The organism is Acinetobacter marinus (genome assembly GCF_900096915.1).
GTDB classification, from domain to species: domain Bacteria; phylum Pseudomonadota; class Gammaproteobacteria; order Pseudomonadales; family Moraxellaceae; genus Acinetobacter; species Acinetobacter marinus.
On sequence record NZ_FMYK01000001.1, the window covers coordinates 192616 to 210635 of the forward strand.

Genomic DNA, 18020 nt, shown 5'->3' on the forward strand with positions numbered 1-18020 from the left:
AGTGTACAGAATCATTGCTTTAAGGGTGATGCAAAATGACGGCGGAAGCAATGCAGACTAGCATGCGTGAGCGGTCGACACGCCGTATTCAGACGCTAGATGCTGCACTTGCCAACCAAATCGCCGCAGGAGAAGTGATCGAACGTCCTGCGTCGGTGGTCAAAGAACTCCTCGAAAATGCCATCGATTCGGGTGCAACACGCCTGAGTATTCGTATTGAGCAAGGCGGTACCACGCTAATCGAAATCATTGATAATGGTTTTGGCATTCATGCTGACGATTTACCGCTTGCAGTGATGCGTCACGCTACCAGCAAGGTGCGATCCGCTGATGAATTGTCTGCGATTCAAAGTCTGGGCTTTCGTGGTGAAGCGTTGGCGTCGATCGCAGCAGTTTCTCGTCTGAGTATTGCCAGTAGTCAAAGTGATGATGGTATTGGCTATCAGATCGAAATTAACGGCGCAGCCTTGCAACAAGAGCAAGCGGAAGCGACTGCGATGAGTCGTGGTACGCATGTACGTGTGCGAGATTTATTTTTTAATGTGCCTGCACGGCGTAAATTTTTAAAGCGGATTTCCACAGAATATCAGCATATCGAAGAAATTGTACGGCGTATGGCGCTGACGCATTTTGATGTGCATTTTACCCTTGAGCATAATGATCAAATTCGGTTGAACCTACCGATTGCCGATAGTGGTGAGCTGCGTTATCAGCGTGTTTTACAATTACTTGGTCGTCAGTTTGCGGAAAATGCCTATTGGATTGATGCGCAAAGTGAAAACCTGCATATGCTCGGTTGGCTCGGTCATCCCTCCGATGCACGTGGGCAGGCGGATTTGCAATATATTTATGTCAATGGTCGCATCGTCAAAGACAAGACCATTAGCCATGCACTGCGCATGGCATACGATGGGATTTTGCATGGTCATCAACATTCGGCATATTTGTTATTTATTGAAATTGATCCGCATGAAATTGATGTCAATGTGCATCCGACTAAGCACGAAATTCGCTTTCTGACGCAACGTGAAGTACATGAATTTGTACGTCATCATGCCAAGCAAGTGTTATCACAGTTCCAAACTGCAAGTGCCGAACTGTCTACGGCAATGAAACGTGATGATCGCTTTGCGCCAAGTCAGCCACGTTATCAAGAAAATTTATCTTTGCACCAACAAGCGCAAAATTTGCAAAATGATAGTACGCCTTTAGATGCAGGCTCACAGTCAACGCAACCACATCAAAATCAGCCACATGTTAGCCAACCGCACAGTTATAGCAATCGTGTGAATAAAGATTATGTGGCAAATTCCGTCAGTAGTTATCTTGCGCCACTGCGTCAGCAACACGACAGTGAGCATAATGTAAATCCCGCTGAATCATCATTAGACAATCAAAACCAAACGGATCATCAAGGTGTTAATTATCAGACCACACGTGATGAATATCCACTCGGTATCGCAATTGCGCAATTACATGGTATTTACATATTGGCGCAGAATATCGAAGGCTTGATCATTGTTGATATGCACGCAGCGCATGAGCGGATTTTATTACAACAAATGAAGCAGGCGTGGGATCAACCGCAGTATTGGCAATCACAGCAATTACTGATTCCAAAAGTGGTAAAAATCACTGCCATGCAAGCTACTCGCTTGGAACAATTGCAAGATAAACTCTATCGACTTGGGCTCGATGTTGACCTGTATGGCGATGATCAAGTCTTGGTACGTGGTGTGCCTGCATTCTTGCAAAAAGCCAATTTTGATCGGCTGATTCCTGCGTTATTTAACGATCTTGATCCAAATGACAACGTGCAAGTGTTGATGCAAAAACGAGATCATCTGCTCGCCACCATGTCTTGTCATGGCGCTGTGCGGGCGCATCGTCAGCTCAGTCTAGCTGAGATGAATGCGTTATTGCGTCAGATGGAGCAGACCGAATTTGCCAGTCAGTGCAATCACGGACGTCCGACGTGGCGAGCTTTTCCGCTCGATCAACTGGATAAACTTTTTGCACGAGGTGAATAATATGCAGAGTACGCTTCCAGTGGTCAATCTCATGGGACCTACAGCCAGTGGCAAAACCGCATTGGCTTGTGCGCTGTATGACACAGGTCAGTTTGAAATCATTTCGGTGGATTCCGCATTGGTCTATCGTGATATGGACATTGGTACTGCCAAACCCAGTAAAGCTGAGCAGGGGCAATATCCGCACCATTTGATTGATATTATTGATCCGACGCAGGTCTATTCGGCAGCCGAGTTTGTCGAAGATGCAGAGCGTTTAATTGATCAAATCCATGCAAAAGGAAAAATTCCACTCTTGGTGGGTGGGACGATGTTGTATTTCAAGAGTTTACTCGAAGGCTTAGCGGATAATCTACCGAGCGCCGATGCCAGTGTACGTGCAGAGATTGAAGCTGAAGCAGCACAACATGGTTGGGCGCATGTCTTTGAAGAATTACAACTTGTTGATCCGATCGCAGGAGATAAGTTCAAAGTCAGTGATCGTCAGCGCATTATCCGTGCTTTAGAGGTTTATCGTCTGACTGGACAGCCAATTACCCAGTTGCAAGCTGAACAGGTTAAACGTGAAAACTATAAATATCACTTTGAAAATTATGCGCTTGTCCCAGATCGTGCAGAATTGCATCAACGTATTGCACTGCGTTTGGATCAAATGTGGGAAATCGGTTTTTTCAATGAGGTGAAGGCACTTATAGAAAAATATGATGTGAATGCCGAAACCCCGTCGATGCGTAGCGTAGGCTATCGTCAGGCACTCGAATATTTGCAACAAAGTGATACAAATCTCATTTCTTTTGAGGAAATGCAGTTAAAAGCGCTATATGCGACACGGCAACTGGCGAAACGTCAATATACATGGTTGAAATCTCTGCAAAATCTCCATAGTTTTCACAATTATTATACGCTTTCACAAGGGCATGAGGACTTGCTAAAGCGCTTCACTTAGCGCAAAATTGAAGGGTCACCTTTGATTATAATTTTTTGTGAAATATGAAGGTGAAATTTTTTGCGCTGATATTTAAATTATTTTTGGAGTAATAAAATGTCTAAAGGTCAAACCTTACAAGATCCGTTCCTAAATTCTCTTCGTAAAGAACGTATTCCAGTTTCTATCTTCTTGGTTAACGGTATTAAACTACAAGGTCATATTGAGTCTTTTGACCAATACGTGGTTTTGCTGAAAAACACAGTAAGCCAAATGGTCTACAAACACGCTATTTCTACAGTTGTTCCTGCACGTAATCCACGTCCAGCGGGTGCACCTGCAACTGGCGGTCAAGGCGGTGGCTTTGGTGGTCAGGGTGGCTTTGACAACGACCAACAAGATGGTGGCGAAGACGATTCAAATAACAACCGTTAATCGAATCAATTCACCGAAAAAACTGGGCACCGTCCCAGTTTTTTTATGTCTGCATGTCGAGCAACATGGTCTGAAAGAATGAAATGCTTCACAAATTATTGTGATTTAAAACTTGCTCAATCATCAAAAATATCATTAAGATAGATAAATCAGTTGATGATCATTTTTGACAATATCGCACTTCATCAGGGGGCAATATGCAAAGAATTCCCAATGAAACCAAATTATTTATTTTTGATATTGATGGCACCTTACATGTCGATGGGGTGTTAGTTTCGGGTGCGCTGGAGTTATTACAACGTCTTAGGCAGGAAAATTTTCAGATCCGTTTTATGACCAATACCACCACCAAAAGTCAGCAGATGCTTTTGGATCAACTCAATGGTTTAGGCATTGAAGCGAACACAGACGAGATTTTGAGTGCCCCAGAAGCCAGTCGTATTTTCTTAAAACAAGAACAACAATCTTCAGGACGACCACTTAAAATATGGGCGGTGGTGAATGATCATATCCGCGCCGATTTTGATGCATTTGAACATAGCAGTGAGCGCCCTGACTTTGTGGTGATTGGCGACATTGGTAAAGATTGGTCGATTGATTTGCTTAACCAAATTTTTAGCTGTTTAAACCGTGGTGCCAAACTGATTGCCTTGCATAAAAATAAATTTTGGCAAACACGGCAAGGGCTAAAAGTTGATATTGGCTTGTTTATTGCTGGACTTGAATATGTGTCGAGTCAATCTGCACTGATTATGGGCAAACCGAATATCACTTTTTTTAAGCAGGTTTTGGCGAGTGCACACTGTGATGCCAGTGAAGCAGTGTTGATCGGTGATGATATTGATAGCGATGTCGGCGGTGCACAGCGTTTGGATATTTTTTCAGTCTTGGTTAAAACAGGGAAATATCGTAGTGAATACCATGCAGAATCGAAAATACAGCCAGACTTGGTGATTGATAGTGTGGCAGATTTGGCGCAGTACTTAGCGTAATGATGCGTTAGAGAATCAAGATGATTGAGGATGGTTGGGCTTGTCACGTTTCGATCAGCATAAAAAATGCAGTCCAAAAGGGGAATGGACTGCAAACTTGGTCATCTGCCTGGAGAACAGATCACCTAAACTGAAGGAATCATCTCAGTTACTTTATATATGCGGTTTATTCGGGTGAATTTCAAGCAGGATTTGATAAAAATCATCACAAAGTATGTCTGAGTTGTTTAAGATAAAAGTAATGATGATAAATGCGTGGATAATGTCTGATGCAAGACTTACAAGTAATTGATTTAATTGAAGGCACAGGAAAGGCTGCGGTTAAAGGTGCGTTGATTAAAACACACTATACAGGGTGGCTGGAAGATGGCACAAAATTTGACTCATCACATGACCGTGGACAACCTTTTCAATGTGTGATTGGCACAGGGCGGGTGATCAAAGGCTGGGATCAAGGCATGCTCGGTACGAATATTGACCCTGACAGTGTCATTTCTGCGATGAAAGTGGGTGGTAAGCGGAAGTTGCTAGTACCTGCACATTTGGGCTATGGTGAACGTCAAATGGGCAAGCTGATTCCACCAAATTCTAATTTAACTTTTGAAATTGAGTTACTGGAAGTTTTAACACGTGATGACTGATTTTTGCAGATGTGCTTTTACAGATTAATTTTGCAGATTAGTTTTCTCCTGATCTTGCAAACCTTGTGACATAGATGCTGTTGTCATTTATTTAGATATGAATAAGGAATTTTTTATGAAATCTCGTGCTGCTGTTGCTTTCGCTGCGGGTGAACCCTTACAAATTGTTGAAATCGATGTTGCGCCACCAAAAGCGGGTGAAGTACTGATTAAAATCACCCATACAGGCGTATGTCATACCGATGCTTTTACCTTATCTGGTGATGATCCAGAAGGGGTATTTCCTGCCGTGCTTGGGCATGAGGGTGCAGGAATTGTGGTTGAAGTCGGTGAAGGCGTGACCAGTGTGGCGCCAGGAGATCATGTGATTCCGCTGTACACCGCCGAGTGTAAAGAATGTCTATTCTGCAAATCAGGTAAAACCAATCTTTGCGTTGCGGTGCGTGCCACACAAGGCAAAGGTGTGATGCCTGATGGGACGACACGCTTTTCTTATAATGGCGAGCCGATTTATCACTATATGGGCTGTTCAACCTTTAGTGAATATACTGTGGTTGCAGAAGTTTCCTTGGCAAAAGTCAATCCAGAAGCCAATCCTGAACAAGTTTGCTTGCTTGGTTGTGGTGTGACCACAGGGATTGGTGCGGTACATAACACAGCCAAAGTACAAGAAGGCGATAGCGTGGCAGTATTTGGCTTGGGCGGGATCGGTCTAGCGGTAGTACAAGGTGCTCGCCAAGCCAAAGCGGGGCGCATCATCGTGGTCGATACCAACCCTGACAAATTTGAATTGGCAAAACAGTTTGGTGCAACCGATTGTGTCAATCCAAAAGATTATGACAAACCAATCCAGCAAGTTATCGTAGAAATGACGGATTGGGGCGTAGATCATTCTTTTGAATGCATCGGTAATGTCAATGTCATGCGTTCGGCATTAGAATCGGCTCATCGTGGTTGGGGTCAATCGGTAATTATTGGTGTGGCGGGTGCTGGTCAAGAAGTTTCAACGCGCCCATTCCAATTGGTTACAGGTCGTACGTGGAAAGGTACAGCTTTTGGTGGGGTAAAAGGTCGCTCACAACTGCCAAAAATGGTTGAAGATGCCATGAAAGGTGAGATTGAACTTGCGCCATTTGTCACGCATACCATGCCACTTGAGCAAATCAATGAAGCCTTTGAGCTGATGCATGAGGGTAAATCGATCCGTAGTGTAGTGCATTTTTCAGAATAAATGCAAAAGTGCTTGTCAAAGCATCAAACTACAGGTATGTTATTGAAAGTTTAATGAGATACTTAGTTTGGACACAAGATGTTAAAGCAACCGATGAATCAAAACGCATATTTTTATTTCTGGCAGTTTAATTAATTGCCCGAGTGCGTTTGGGCGACGGTTGCCCAACAAGTTAATACCTGATCGGCAACCCCGATCAGGTTTTTTTATGTCTGTTGTGAATATTTAACTCGTTTTTTTAAATGTTTTGGAGAATGTAAATGTATTTAGTGAATGATTTTTATGCGAACAATTATTTTAAATTTGAGCGATTTACGAGTTATTGGCTCTACAACACTATTCAACATCAAATACATCAACATTCACTACATTTAAAGAGTACGAAGTCATGTCAAACCTTAATGCGCAAATAAACACTCAACTATCAAATACCGATTCTAAAGCTACATCGCAAAGCACAGTTTTACCGTCTCCTTACGCTTTAAAGCAAAAATATGCTTTATCGCAAATCGTACAGCAACACATTGCACAACACCGCCAAGAGATTAAAAGTATTTTAAATGGGGATGATCCTCGACTTTTGGTCATCGTTGGACCCTGTTCAATCCATGAGCCACAAGCAGTACTTGAGTATGCACAGCGCCTTAAAACCCTTGCTGATCAGCATCAAAATATCTTAAAAATCGTTATGCGCACCTACCTTGAAAAACCTCGTAGCACGGTGGGCTGGAAAGGTTATGTCTATGATCCAAGCCTAAAAGGACAAAGTAGCCTGACTGAGGGTTTGCAGCTGAGTCGTGAATTATTGGTACAAATTGCTGAAATGAATTTACCGATGGCGACCGAAGTGTTAAATCCGATGTTGAGTCATTATTTTGATGATTTGTACAGTTGGGGAGCGATTGGCGCACGTACCAGTGAGTCGCAAATTCATCGTGAGATCGCCAGTAATTTGCCATATGCGCTTGGCTTTAAAAATGGTACAGACGGCAATGTTGATATTGCGCTCGACGCCATACAATCCGCTAGCAATCCGCATCAATTTCTCGGTTTAAATAATCAAGGGCAATCGTCGCTCATTGAAAGTACTGGAAATGACAGCTTGCAAGTGATTTTACGAGGCAGTCAGTATGGTACAAATTATGATTTAGCATCCGTTCAAGCGGTGCAACAGCGTATGCAAAAGCGCAATATGCACGGTGCAATTATCATTGATTGTAGTCATGGCAATAGTCAAAAAAATCCAGATTTGCAACCACAAGTGCTGAACACGATTGCTGAGCAATTGGCTGAATCACAAATCAGAGGCGTGATGATCGAAAGCCATCTGCAACATGGTAAGCAGTCCATTGATGCAAAAGTTTTGCAATATGGCTGTTCGGTGACTGATGGCTGTATCGGTTGGGCTGAAACTGAATCTGCTTTGGCGGATTTGGCAAAGCATGTGGCGAATTGCCAAAACCCAAAAGCTCAGATGATAGATCAGGCACGTCAAGAGCCGATTCAAACGCAGACATTGGAATGTGTTTAAACTGCTTTTGCCCAGTTTATACCGTTAACAGGCGCTCAATGAGCGCTTGATAATGCACCTGAATGTCCTCTGCAAGAATGTCATAGGTATTATCAAATTGCACCATTGGATAGCCTTCTTTCCAAAATGGGAAAGCATCATTCAGATCGGCTGTGACCACTGCATCTTCATGCAAAATACTTTGAGAAATCAATGATAAAACTTGTGCGGTATTGGCACCATCAATGCTGAGATAATCAATATCATGTTGTTTAAGTAAGCGAATACGGTCTTTTTTGAAGCGGAGTTTACGAGTTTGTCCCGCATGTAGCCCAAAACGCAGACTAATCGCTTCAGCAAGGTATTGTTCAAAGCTGGTATTTAATTCGACCAATGCATTTTTATAGCTTTCTTGACGCTGCGTTTTGTTGCTCCGTTGCAAAAGTTGAGTCGACGCTTTAGTGAGATCCACCTGTTGTAATTTTTCGAGTTTTTCTTTTAATTCAGCAGATAATGGTACAGATGGATTCGACATAAAAATATACTCAAAAAATTTCAGGCATTATAACTTGCATGCGCTAGAAAGCTATTGCTAATTCTCGCCATAAAAAAATGACCGCCATTAAGGCAGTCATTTTACTCAATGCAATTGTGGATTTCCAAAAGGTTTACACTTGTTGAATCCCAGCCACCAACCATTCTTCTTGGCTATCAGCTGTTTTGACAAAGTGCCAAATCTCAGTAAAGGGTTGTGGTAGGCTATTTAAGTCTTCACTCACCGTACCCGTAAAGCGCACACTCACCACGTATTGACCATTTTCAGTCGCTTGATCCACAATGTTCGCAGTCAAGTTGCTAAACTCAGCCACATCTTGATTATTGGCAATTTCTTGGTGCATCTGTTGATACATATCCGCTGTGAAATATTTACGGATTTCTTCGATATTGCTTGCACTATTCATCGCTTGAATATGATTAAAGCGTTGACGTGCAAAACGTAAGAATGTTGCAGGCTCAGTCCCATCAGGCAGGGCATTGCCACTGCTCATGGTCGCACCAAATGGCGCACTTGGCGGTGGCGTATTGTTGCTCGCACTGCCACCATTCAAAGGTTGACCGAAAATATTGGTATTACCTGATGGCGTATTTTGCTTTTGAAATGGGTTTTGAGTCGGCGTAGATTGTGTACGACCATTTTGTGACCCACCTTGACCTTGATTGTTCGGTGCATACGGATTACCGCCTGCGGGTTGTTGCTTTTTTCCAGTAAACTTGCGGAATAAAAAGAAAGCAATACCTGCGATCAAGATCAGCCAAATCCAGTTAAAGCCACTTTTTTCTTCTTGCTGTGCGGTTGGATTGGATTGGCGATCGTCATCAGCCATCGCATTGGCAGCAACAGCGCCAACCGCTGCACCAGCCACACCCGCAGCAACCATGCCACCAACATTCGAGCCACGACGTTGGGTTTGTGTATTGGCATTTTGCTGCGCATAGCTATTTGAATTAGCACTGTTTTGGCTGCTACTGCTATTATAGCTTTGGCTTGAGCTTTGACGTTTCATGCCATAACTTTTACCGCCACCAGCACGTTTTGCCTCAGCAATCGGCACCGCTAAAAGACTGGTTAACAAGACTGCAAGCACAGTGCTTTGTATTTTTTTTTGCATAAGATGCAATTTCCATATTGAGAAAAACTTCTATTTAATAATGCGGTAATTCTCATGAAATTCAAGTGCAAAGCTGTGACAAAATACAACGCCAAGCCATGATTATATTTGTAATATCAATTATTTTGGCGAAACGGTCGGAATTTAGTCTGTAGCGGCGTCCAAATGGGCAATACCATCTTTGGGTAGTTGGTATGATTTTTCATGAAACAGACGAAACAATGCCTCACAGACCAGCGGATCGTATTTGGTCGACATGCCTTTTTTGATCTCGGCTAAGGCAGCATCAATACCAAGTTCTTGGCGATAAGAGCGCCGATTTCCCATCGCTTCTACAACATCAGCGACAATTAAGATTTTGGCTTCAGGATAGAGTTGCTCGCCCGTAAGCCCATGCGGATAACCTGATCCGTCAATACGCTCATGGTGCTGACCGACAATTTCAGCAAGCGGGTAATCAAAAGGTAATGTCTTTAATATTTCAAAGGTCTGTACGACATGCGTTTTGACATAGCTATATTCATCGCTGGTGAGTTTGCCAGGCTTATGTAAAACTTCTGGTTTGATCGCCATTTTTCCAATATCGTGTAACAGCCCGATTTGAAACATTCTGCGGCAATAATATTCCGCCCAACCCAATTCCTTTGCGATCGCTTCACACAGCATGCCGACACGAAGTTGATGACCAGCTGTATAAATATCTTGCAATTCATGCAATTTAAACAACACATCCGTAAAATGATCCATAGATTTGCGCACGCTTTCTACAGCATCGAGGCTGGTAGCAAACGCATGTGGTGCAAATTGAGTAGGCTGCATAAAATCTATTTGAGGTCATGATGTGATACTAAACTGTATAAACTGAAAATTAATCGGTTTCTCATTTACACAGCATTCGATAAATTTTACAAAAATATATCATATTTGCAACATAAAGTGTGAAGTTGGTCTAATTATTTTTAACATTCAGACAAAATAAAGGTCAGTTAAGATGCGAGGCTTAACTGACCGAATCTTCGGGCTTGTGCGGTAGTAAGATGCCATAACTACGACCGAACAAGCTGGAGAAAAGATCATCAATGCACAATTTCAATCCACTTTTAAAAATCTATTTTGCAGATGCCATGCAAATTGGATTTTTAAACAGTAATTTTTAACACGTGCTACATATGACCAATGTCACTTCTATTAACGTCGGCGAGTCGTAATTGGTTGACAAAAACTTTAAGAAAATTTGAATAATTTTATCCGTGAAGCATGTTACATTATTAATTCTTCACTATTCAGATGTTTAGCTAACCATTCATGAAAGTCGCTTTTCCATTTATTTTATATTTTCTGTGCTGGCTCATTGTATTGACCTTTGCTTTAGGTGCTTTGGGGATGTTGTTACCGCAAGTATTCAGCATGTTGGTGTTGTTGCCGTATATGATCAGCTTTTATTTGATGACACGACATTATTTAAAAAAGAAACATGCAGTACCCGACATGGCGCTACGTTGGCACTTGAGCATTGGCTGTGCTACGGCATTTTGGCTGTATAGTATTGTGGCTGGCTTGATCGGTATTTTTCTATTACAAGGCAGTGTGGATTTGGCACCGCTGTGGCATGCGCTGAATAGTTTTGCCTTTGTACTAATTTTTGCCTCGATATTCTTGATGGTGAATGCGTTTTTGGTGCTACTTGGCTTTTGGTTTTTGGGAAAACCTGCGCAGATGATGTTGAAAAAAATCTGATTTTGAAAAAATGTGATTTTGTAAAAAATATTATGCAAATTGGGGCTGACGTTGATCAGCCCCTTTTTTACAATCAAACAATATTTACAACAACTTTACCTTTACTGCGTCCAGCATTGACGTATTGCATGGCTTGTTTGGTCTCCGCAAAATCATAAACTCGATCGATAATCGGTTTGATGTGTTGTTGTTCCACCAATTGTGCAATCTGCTGAAGTTGCACGCCATTTGCTTGCATAAATAAAAAACGATATTCCACACCGTGCTTTTTGGCTTTTTTACGAATCGCACGCCCCATAAAGGACATGATCAATTTCACCAAGCCATTTGCGCCCATGGTTTGTGCTAGGTGTTGATCTGGCGGTCCAGCGATACTAATCACCCGTCCGCCACGTTGCAGCACGTGGATTGATTTATCTAAAATTTCACCGCCTTGGGTATCCAGAACCACATCATAACCTTGGATCACATCGGTAAAATTTGTGGTTTTATAATCAATCACCAAATCTGCACCAAGATCTTTAACCCAATCGCTATTTTTAGCACTGGTCGTCGTTGCAACATAGGCACCAAGATGCTTCGCCAATTGAATCGCAACACTACCCACACCGCCAGAACCCGCATGAATCAAGACTTTTTGTCCAGCTTTTAACTCGGCGAGTTCGACCAGCGCTTGCCATGCTGTAAGTGCAACCAAAGGTAAAGATGCTGCTTCTTGCATGCTGAGGTTTTTGGGTTTGAGCGCCACATTTTTGGCACTGACCACGCAAAATTCTGCAAATGCGCCATGTTGAATATGATCAGTTTTGCCATACACCTCATCACCAACCTGCAGATGCGTCACTTGTGCACCAACCTCGATAATCGTCCCTGCAAGATCATTGCCGAGTATGAGTGGGAATTTTGCTGGGGTGAGCAGTTTAAACTCACCCTCAACGATGCGTAAATCCAGTGGGTTGATGCTAGCCGCATGCACTTGGATGCGCACTTCATCTGCTTTGAGTGGATGTTGATCCGTTTCAGCCAGTTGGACTTGATCGTCAATTTTGCCGTAGCGTTGAATTAAGATGGCTTTCATTGTTGTTCCGATATTGTTGTTTCGAAATTGTTGTTTCGATTTTTAGGTTCAGTGAAATAATGGCATGCTTGTCAATTACAATTTTAGACTTTTTTGAATGAAGCGGTCTAAAAGCTGTTTTGGTGCAAAACGGTTGATCAGTTTTAAGCGTTTTGCCGTTTTACCCGCAGTATAAACCTGTTGGGGTTGATCCGTCTCAATCACAGCCAAAATCTGTTGGGCAACAATGCTTGGATCATCTGAGCGATTGATGGATTTGGTCATGATTTTCAATTGCTTGGCACGAATATCATTGTAATGGTCAATTTTTCGATCTGCTTCGATTAAATTCACATCGAGCGAAGTATTGGTATACGCAGGCTCAATTACGCTAACACGAATCCCTTGTGAACGTAATTCATGATCCAGCGAGGCACTATAGCCCTCGATGGCATGTTTGGTCGCCGCATAATATGCGCCAAAAGGCAAGGGCAGAAAGCCGAGCACCGATCCAATATTGATAATCTGACCAGTACCTTGCTGACGCATATGCGGAATAGTTGCATTATTCATGCGTACCAAACCAAAAAAGTTGGTATCAAAAATCTGCTGTACCTGTGTCAAAGAGCTTTCTTCAGCCGCCGCAGGTGCAAAAGCGATACCCGCATTATTAATCAGCACATCGATCCGACCTTCGGCATCTATCACATGCTGAATGGCAAGGGCAATCGATGCTTCATCGCTGACATCGAGTTGCAACATATGAAAGGGTACGTCAGCAAGCGCACTGGCTTGACGACGACTGGTACCATAAACCGTCAAACCTGCTTGGTGTAAATGTTGTGCTGTTGCCAAACCGATACCAGAGGATGCACCTGTAATCAAAACCACTTTGGACATGACTTCTTCCTTTTTTAAAATTGAGATCATCGCACTTGATATCTTGTATGTTTAAGTTCAAGTGTGATTTGAAGATGAAACAATAATAGCGGAAAAAAATAATTGTTACTACTAAAAAGATAGTAACTATTTGAATTTAAACTTAAGATTTTGTTTTATAAGATAATTTAATTTTAATTTGATCCAGTTAGGCGATTGAGGACATGAGTAAAATTTGCAAAACTGTAAATGGCTACTTTAAATTATAGATACTTTAAAATTTGGCTTATCCATTGAAAAATAAGGATTGGCTATTCCATCTCGATCATTTTTTCTGTAAAATACCGCATCCCTTACCTGCAGGTCGTATTGCATGGTGCAATCGAGCCGAACAGGTATCTAAAAGAGGTTGTTATGGCAGTTAAGTTAAAAACTCGCCGTGGTGCAGCTAAACGCTTCAAAGCGACTGCAAACGGTTTTAAACGCAAGCAAGCGTTCAAACGTCACATCTTGACCAAAAAATCTGCAAAGCGTATTCGTCAATTACGCGGCTGTGTAATGGTTCATGTTTCTGATATGAACTCAGTTCGTCGTATGTGCCCATACATCTAAGGAGATTTTAAATGGCTCGTGTAAAACGTGGTGTAGTGGCGCATCGCCGTCACAAGAAAATTCTTGCTCGTGCAAAAGGTTATTATGGTGCGCGTTCACGTGTTTATCGTGTAGCGTTCCAAGCTGTGATCAAAGCTGGTCAATATGCTTACCGTGACCGTCGTCAGAAAAAACGTCAATTCCGCGCTTTGTGGATTTCACGTATCAATGCTGGTGCACGTCAAAATGGTTTGTCATATAGCCGTATGATTGCTGGCTTGAAAAAAGCACAAGTAATCATCGACCGTCGCGTATTAGCTGACATCGCTTATCATGATGCGGTTGCATTTGCTGCTTTGGCTGAAAAAGCGAAAGGTGCATTGGCTGCTTAAGTCATTGATATTTAAAAAACGCACTTTAGGTGCGTTTTTTTATGTCTGTAAGTTTATAATGAAAAAGCAAATTAAAAAATTCGCTTCTCATCTTGCTTAGTTGGTAAAGTTACAATGGTCTGCTTTAATTTTTCTGCAATGGCAAGGTAATGACTTGCTGTCATATCTTCTGCGATCACACTTGGTTTGCCTTGATCGGTATTTTCACGAATCACGGCATTAAGTGGCAGATGACCAAGCAAAGGCACGTGATATTGCGTGGCAAGCTGATCACCGCCGCCTGTACCAAATATCTGATCTTCATGACCGCAATTCGAGCAGATATGTGTAGACATATTTTCCACCACACCAAGCACTTTGATATTCACTTTATTAAATAGTTCGATGCCTTTTTGCGCATCCATCAATGCCACATGTTGCGGTGTAGTCACGATTACTGCGCCAGATACAGGAATGCGCTGTGCCAAAGTCAGCTGAATATCGCCAGTACCCGGTGGCATGTCAATGAGTAACACATCAAGGTTCGGCCACTGGGTTTGGTTGAATAGTTGCATTAACGCGCCAGTCGCTTTCGGTCCACGCCACGCCACAGGTGTGCGCCCATCGCCAGTCAGATGACCGATCGACAGAATAGGCATCCCATAAGCATTGAGCGGGACGAACTGCTCATTTTCAATCAGTGGCGTTTGACCTGCATTGCCGAGCATGGTCGGAATACTTGGACCATAAATGTCTGCATCCAAGACACCCACTTTTAAACCTAACTGTTGCAGAGCAAGTGCAAGATTCACCGTCGTGGTGGATTTACCGACACCGCCTTTACCTGAGGCAACCACGATCACATGTTGAATATGCGGATGGGCTTTGACATCGGACTGTGTTGGCGCAGGCTTTTTAATGGGTGCTTCATCATTCTTTGGTTGATATGCGCTGTGTGGTTGAGCAGTTTGTTTCGTTTGAATTTCAGTTGTAGCTTTACCACTGGCATCTTGTACAGGTGGTAGTTTTGCAGTGCTTGTAGGCTTTGTAGTACTTGCAGGTTTTGCTTCACTATTTGCTTGCGGATTTTTCTTTTGCACCACATGCAGGTTTAAAGTTTCTACACCTGCTTTTGCTAAATCTTCACTGAGTGCATCATGGATCTGTTGTAGATCATCAATTTCATTTTCATAAACAAAAATACTCAGTTGCAAGGTATTTTGTTCAATTTTCAGCTGAGTAATACGATCTTTTAACGCATCATTGCTTTTTGGGAGTTGGAATTGTTCAAGGTACTGCTCAATGCGTTGCTCATTCAGACTTGGCGAAGTCGCCGCTTCATTGCTAGGGGAGAACTTTGCTTTTAAAGCAGAAAACCAAGACATGAAAAACTCCAAAGGCTAGAAGCCAAATTGATCGCACAAAGACGTAGTGTATCGAGAAATTTTAAAAATATTAAGTAAAAACCACGCATTTACTATTCAGCTTTTTGACAATGGATATTGATTAAGCTGAATAGGGCAGAAAATGATGCAATCGCCGAATTAACCTGCAAAATGTGAAGCGAGTTTTTGCATGGCTTGACCACGATGGCTGATTTTATTTTTTTCAGATTTTGGCAACTCTGCACTAGAACAATTCAACGCTGGAACCCAAAACAGCGGATCATAACCAAAACCTTGTGCACCACGAATTTCCGTTAAAATCTCACCATGCCATAAACCTTCCACCACAATCGGTAGTGGATCATCCGCATGTCGAACCAAAGCTAAGACGCAGACAAACATTGCAGGAATTATCGTATTTTCTTCTCGAAACGGCAAAAGCGATGCTAAGAGTTTGGCATTATTGGCATCGTCATTACCGTGCTCACCTGCATAACGTGCAGAATAAATCCCTGGTGCACCGCCTAAGATCGGGACGACTAAACCTGAATCATCCGCAATCGCTGCTTTGCCAGACTGACGAGCAGCATGACGGGCTTTGATGATGGCATTTTCAATAAAGCTCAAACCATCTTCGACCGCATCCTCAATCCCCAGCTGTGCTTGCGGAATGATTTTGGTGTCGAGATTCAGGTTGGCAAATAAACTTTCAAATTCTGCCAGTTTACCTTTATTGTTGCTGGCGAGCACCAACTCTTCACCTTGCCATTGCGGGAGTTTGTTGTGTAGGTCTGGTGTTGAAAGTGCCATTGTTTCGCCTTTAATGTTCTAAAAAATTCTGAAAATGAATTATAAGTAAAAGTCTGCGTTTGCAAAACAACAACAATGTTAATTGGCTGATTTTTGGTAATAGTCATGATTCTGAAATAATTTGAAACAGTGCAGGGGATAAAGGGGCTTTACAGCATTGCGGATTGATTTAGTCTAGAGGATGTCGCTTGTGAATTCGTATCGTGTTATGCATTGCAAGTGACACATATAAGTCTTTGAATATAGTTGGAAATCTAATGAAATAAGAGGTAATTACCCCATGTCACTTAATCCGAAAAAAGCGTTTAAACATGCGACATTCCATCGTATAGAGCTACTTGCAAGTCGTGCTTGTGGATGTTTTCAATGTCTTAAAATCTACAGTCCTGATGTGATCGAACAATGGTCGGATCAAGGTAAAACTGCACAATGTCCATATTGTGGTGCCAATTCGGTGATTGGTGATGCGTCGAAATTCCCGATTAATGATAAATTCCTGATGACCATGCAACAAAGTTATATGCATTAATACAAAAACGATTGATGCTAAGCAAATAACATGTGTTTGAAAGACATTACATTTTAAAAATGACAAAAGCATGACTGAAATCGGTCATGCTTTTGTTTGTTTAGATCAGGAGTGCTCCCAATCTTAGTCAGGGTTCTGCTGAATATCAAAGTACAGTACGATTTAACAGCTCAGAGCGGCGAAAGACTTTATCTTGATTTGCAAATAAAATCGGTACGATTTTCTCAGATTCACCTGATTCTTCGACATTGTGCAAAATCCAATCTTTTAAAAAGCGTTCAGGCGTAGCGCCATTCGGTAAGATTTTTGGCAATAATGAATGTAAAATTTTGATCGATGGTGAACCTAAAATAAATTGGGTATGGAATGACAAGATTTGTTGCTCAGCATCGACCACACTAAAGAAATGATTGATATAACCACAGCGCATTCCTAAGGGACCGAGCAACCAAAATCCAAAATTACCAATATTTTTAGTTTTGCCATCGCTGCCATTGACTTGCGTGCCATCACCAATGCGCTTGCCATGTTCATCATCATAATAGAGGTCGTAGACCAAAGAACATGATTCGATTGGATATTTTTGTAAAATAATTTCATTGATACTAAAGGTCGAATCATACGATACCGCACAGTCTGCATCTTCGATATATTTGCCTGGTTTTAAGAGCTTGATGGCAATGTGATCACGGCAATGCCATAAACGATACACCGCAATCTCAGGACCGTCGAAATCACCTGTGGCAGGATTGTACGTGGTATAACAATCAAGATGTTTAAAAAACCAAAGCATCATCTCTGGCGTCACACCACGCATATTGGCATGTTCGATATAGGCCTCAGATGTGGCATTGTCATGCAAAACATAGTGTGCATTGGCGGTATCAAGCTGTTTATACGGGGTGTTCGCACCATGTTTGGGATGATTGACCACGGTAGTGACGGGGACTTTTTTTTCAAACTCAGGCTTAGACATGATTTGCACTCTGCTTAAATTGTATTTAAATTCAATAAATGCAACTATAGTTGCTTTTTGATATTTTGTAAAGTCATCAGCTTGGCTGATATTGATTTAAAGGATTGCAATTTGTAATCGATTAACTCGTCATGCCGTGTTTAGAGTTAAAGTTCCTATTTATTAGAAAATACGATGATATGAAGCAACTTTGATTTTTATTATGGTCGATCAATATCATCGGATGGTCGCTGAGGGTTATGATGTTTTTT

Annotated in this window: 18 protein-coding genes and 1 pseudogene; 11 read left to right on the forward strand and 8 right to left on the reverse strand. The window is 42.0% G+C overall.

Annotation, left to right across the window (positions count from 1 at the left end):
• Positions 1-62 precede the first annotated feature (62 nt).
• The 7 genes and pseudogenes from mutL to BLQ60_RS00920 all read left to right on the forward strand — a co-directional run bounded on the left by mutL (position 63) and on the right by BLQ60_RS00920 (position 7785).
• Entirely contained in the window at positions 63-2030 is a 1968-nt protein-coding gene (gene mutL / locus BLQ60_RS00890) for a DNA mismatch repair endonuclease MutL (protein WP_092615946.1), read from the forward strand.
• A gap of 1 nt (position 2031) precedes the next feature.
• Positions 2032-2976 (forward strand): tRNA (adenosine(37)-N6)-dimethylallyltransferase MiaA, encoded by a 945-nt coding sequence (miaA, locus tag BLQ60_RS00895; protein WP_092614655.1) that lies wholly within the window; start codon positions 2032-2034, stop codon positions 2974-2976.
• Positions 2977-3072: 96 nt separating this feature from the next.
• A pseudogene (gene hfq / locus BLQ60_RS00900) lies at positions 3073-3360 on the forward strand (RNA chaperone Hfq); the annotation flags it as partial.
• Positions 3361-3587: 227 nt separating this feature from the next.
• On the forward strand, positions 3588-4382 hold the full coding sequence (locus tag BLQ60_RS00905; RefSeq protein ID WP_092614657.1) for a TIGR01458 family HAD-type hydrolase: 795 nt from the start codon (positions 3588-3590) through the stop codon (positions 4380-4382).
• 269 nt (positions 4383-4651) lie between these two features.
• Positions 4652-5023, forward strand: coding sequence for an FKBP-type peptidyl-prolyl cis-trans isomerase (locus BLQ60_RS00910; RefSeq protein ID WP_378235130.1), 372 nt, complete (start codon positions 4652-4654; stop codon positions 5021-5023).
• Positions 5024-5138: 115 nt separating this feature from the next.
• Positions 5139-6254, forward strand: coding sequence for an S-(hydroxymethyl)glutathione dehydrogenase/class III alcohol dehydrogenase (locus BLQ60_RS00915; protein ID WP_092614663.1), 1116 nt, complete (start codon positions 5139-5141; stop codon positions 6252-6254).
• Positions 6255-6642: 388 nt separating this feature from the next.
• Complete coding sequence (locus BLQ60_RS00920; protein WP_092614666.1) at positions 6643-7785, forward strand: 3-deoxy-7-phosphoheptulonate synthase; 1143 nt, start codon at positions 6643-6645, stop codon at positions 7783-7785.
• Between the two features lie 16 nt (positions 7786-7801).
• Here the strand turns inward: BLQ60_RS00920 and BLQ60_RS00925 are convergent, their stop codons facing one another.
• The 3 genes from BLQ60_RS00925 to BLQ60_RS00935 all read right to left on the reverse strand — a co-directional run bounded on the left by BLQ60_RS00925 (position 7802) and on the right by BLQ60_RS00935 (position 10253).
• Positions 7802-8299, reverse strand: a complete 498-nt coding sequence (locus BLQ60_RS00925) for a hypothetical protein (RefSeq protein WP_092614668.1) — start codon at positions 8297-8299, stop codon at positions 7802-7804.
• Between the two features lie 133 nt (positions 8300-8432).
• The gene (locus tag BLQ60_RS00930) at positions 8433-9434 is read right to left on the reverse strand and encodes a Tim44 domain-containing protein (RefSeq protein WP_092614671.1); all 1002 of its coding nucleotides are present in this window, start codon (positions 9432-9434) and stop codon (positions 8433-8435) included.
• A gap of 144 nt (positions 9435-9578) precedes the next feature.
• The gene (locus BLQ60_RS00935) at positions 9579-10253 is read right to left on the reverse strand and encodes an HD-GYP domain-containing protein (protein WP_092614674.1); all 675 of its coding nucleotides are present in this window, start codon (positions 10251-10253) and stop codon (positions 9579-9581) included.
• Between the two features lie 486 nt (positions 10254-10739).
• On the opposite strand from BLQ60_RS00935, the gene BLQ60_RS00940 reads away from it, so the two are divergent.
• The gene (locus tag BLQ60_RS00940) at positions 10740-11171 is read left to right on the forward strand and encodes an ABZJ_00895 family protein (RefSeq protein WP_092614677.1); all 432 of its coding nucleotides are present in this window, start codon (positions 10740-10742) and stop codon (positions 11169-11171) included.
• A 73-nt stretch (positions 11172-11244) separates the two neighbouring features.
• Here BLQ60_RS00940 and BLQ60_RS00945 read toward each other — a convergent pair whose 3' ends face one another.
• Positions 11245-12249 (reverse strand): NADP-dependent oxidoreductase, encoded by a 1005-nt coding sequence (locus BLQ60_RS00945; RefSeq protein WP_092614680.1) that lies wholly within the window; start codon positions 12247-12249, stop codon positions 11245-11247.
• A 75-nt stretch (positions 12250-12324) separates the two neighbouring features.
• On the reverse strand, positions 12325-13128 hold the full coding sequence (locus tag BLQ60_RS00950; RefSeq protein WP_244515925.1) for an oxidoreductase: 804 nt from the start codon (positions 13126-13128) through the stop codon (positions 12325-12327).
• A 393-nt stretch (positions 13129-13521) separates the two neighbouring features.
• Between BLQ60_RS00950 and rpmI the strand changes: the two genes are divergently transcribed.
• Both rpmI and rplT read left to right on the forward strand, forming a co-directional pair.
• A complete protein-coding gene (gene rpmI, locus BLQ60_RS00955; protein WP_092614686.1) occupies positions 13522-13719 on the forward strand; it encodes a 50S ribosomal protein L35 in 198 nt (65 codons plus the stop codon).
• A gap of 11 nt (positions 13720-13730) precedes the next feature.
• Positions 13731-14090, forward strand: a complete 360-nt coding sequence (gene rplT / locus BLQ60_RS00960) for a 50S ribosomal protein L20 (protein WP_092614689.1) — start codon at positions 13731-13733, stop codon at positions 14088-14090.
• A gap of 71 nt (positions 14091-14161) precedes the next feature.
• On the opposite strand, the gene BLQ60_RS00965 is transcribed toward rplT, so the two are convergent.
• Positions 14162-15454, reverse strand: a complete 1293-nt coding sequence (locus BLQ60_RS00965; protein ID WP_092614692.1) for an Mrp/NBP35 family ATP-binding protein — start codon at positions 15452-15454, stop codon at positions 14162-14164.
• 159 nt (positions 15455-15613) lie between these two features.
• Positions 15614-16264 (reverse strand): RdgB/HAM1 family non-canonical purine NTP pyrophosphatase, encoded by a 651-nt coding sequence (gene rdgB / locus BLQ60_RS00970; RefSeq protein WP_092614695.1) that lies wholly within the window; start codon positions 16262-16264, stop codon positions 15614-15616.
• Between the two features lie 280 nt (positions 16265-16544).
• Between rdgB and BLQ60_RS00975 the strand changes: the two genes are divergently transcribed.
• Entirely contained in the window at positions 16545-16793 is a 249-nt protein-coding gene (locus tag BLQ60_RS00975; RefSeq protein ID WP_092614698.1) for a hypothetical protein, read from the forward strand.
• A 145-nt stretch (positions 16794-16938) separates the two neighbouring features.
• On the opposite strand, the gene BLQ60_RS00980 is transcribed toward BLQ60_RS00975, so the two are convergent.
• Positions 16939-17769, reverse strand: coding sequence for a hypothetical protein (locus BLQ60_RS00980; RefSeq protein ID WP_092614701.1), 831 nt, complete (start codon positions 17767-17769; stop codon positions 16939-16941).
• Positions 17770-18020: the final 251 nt, after the last annotated feature.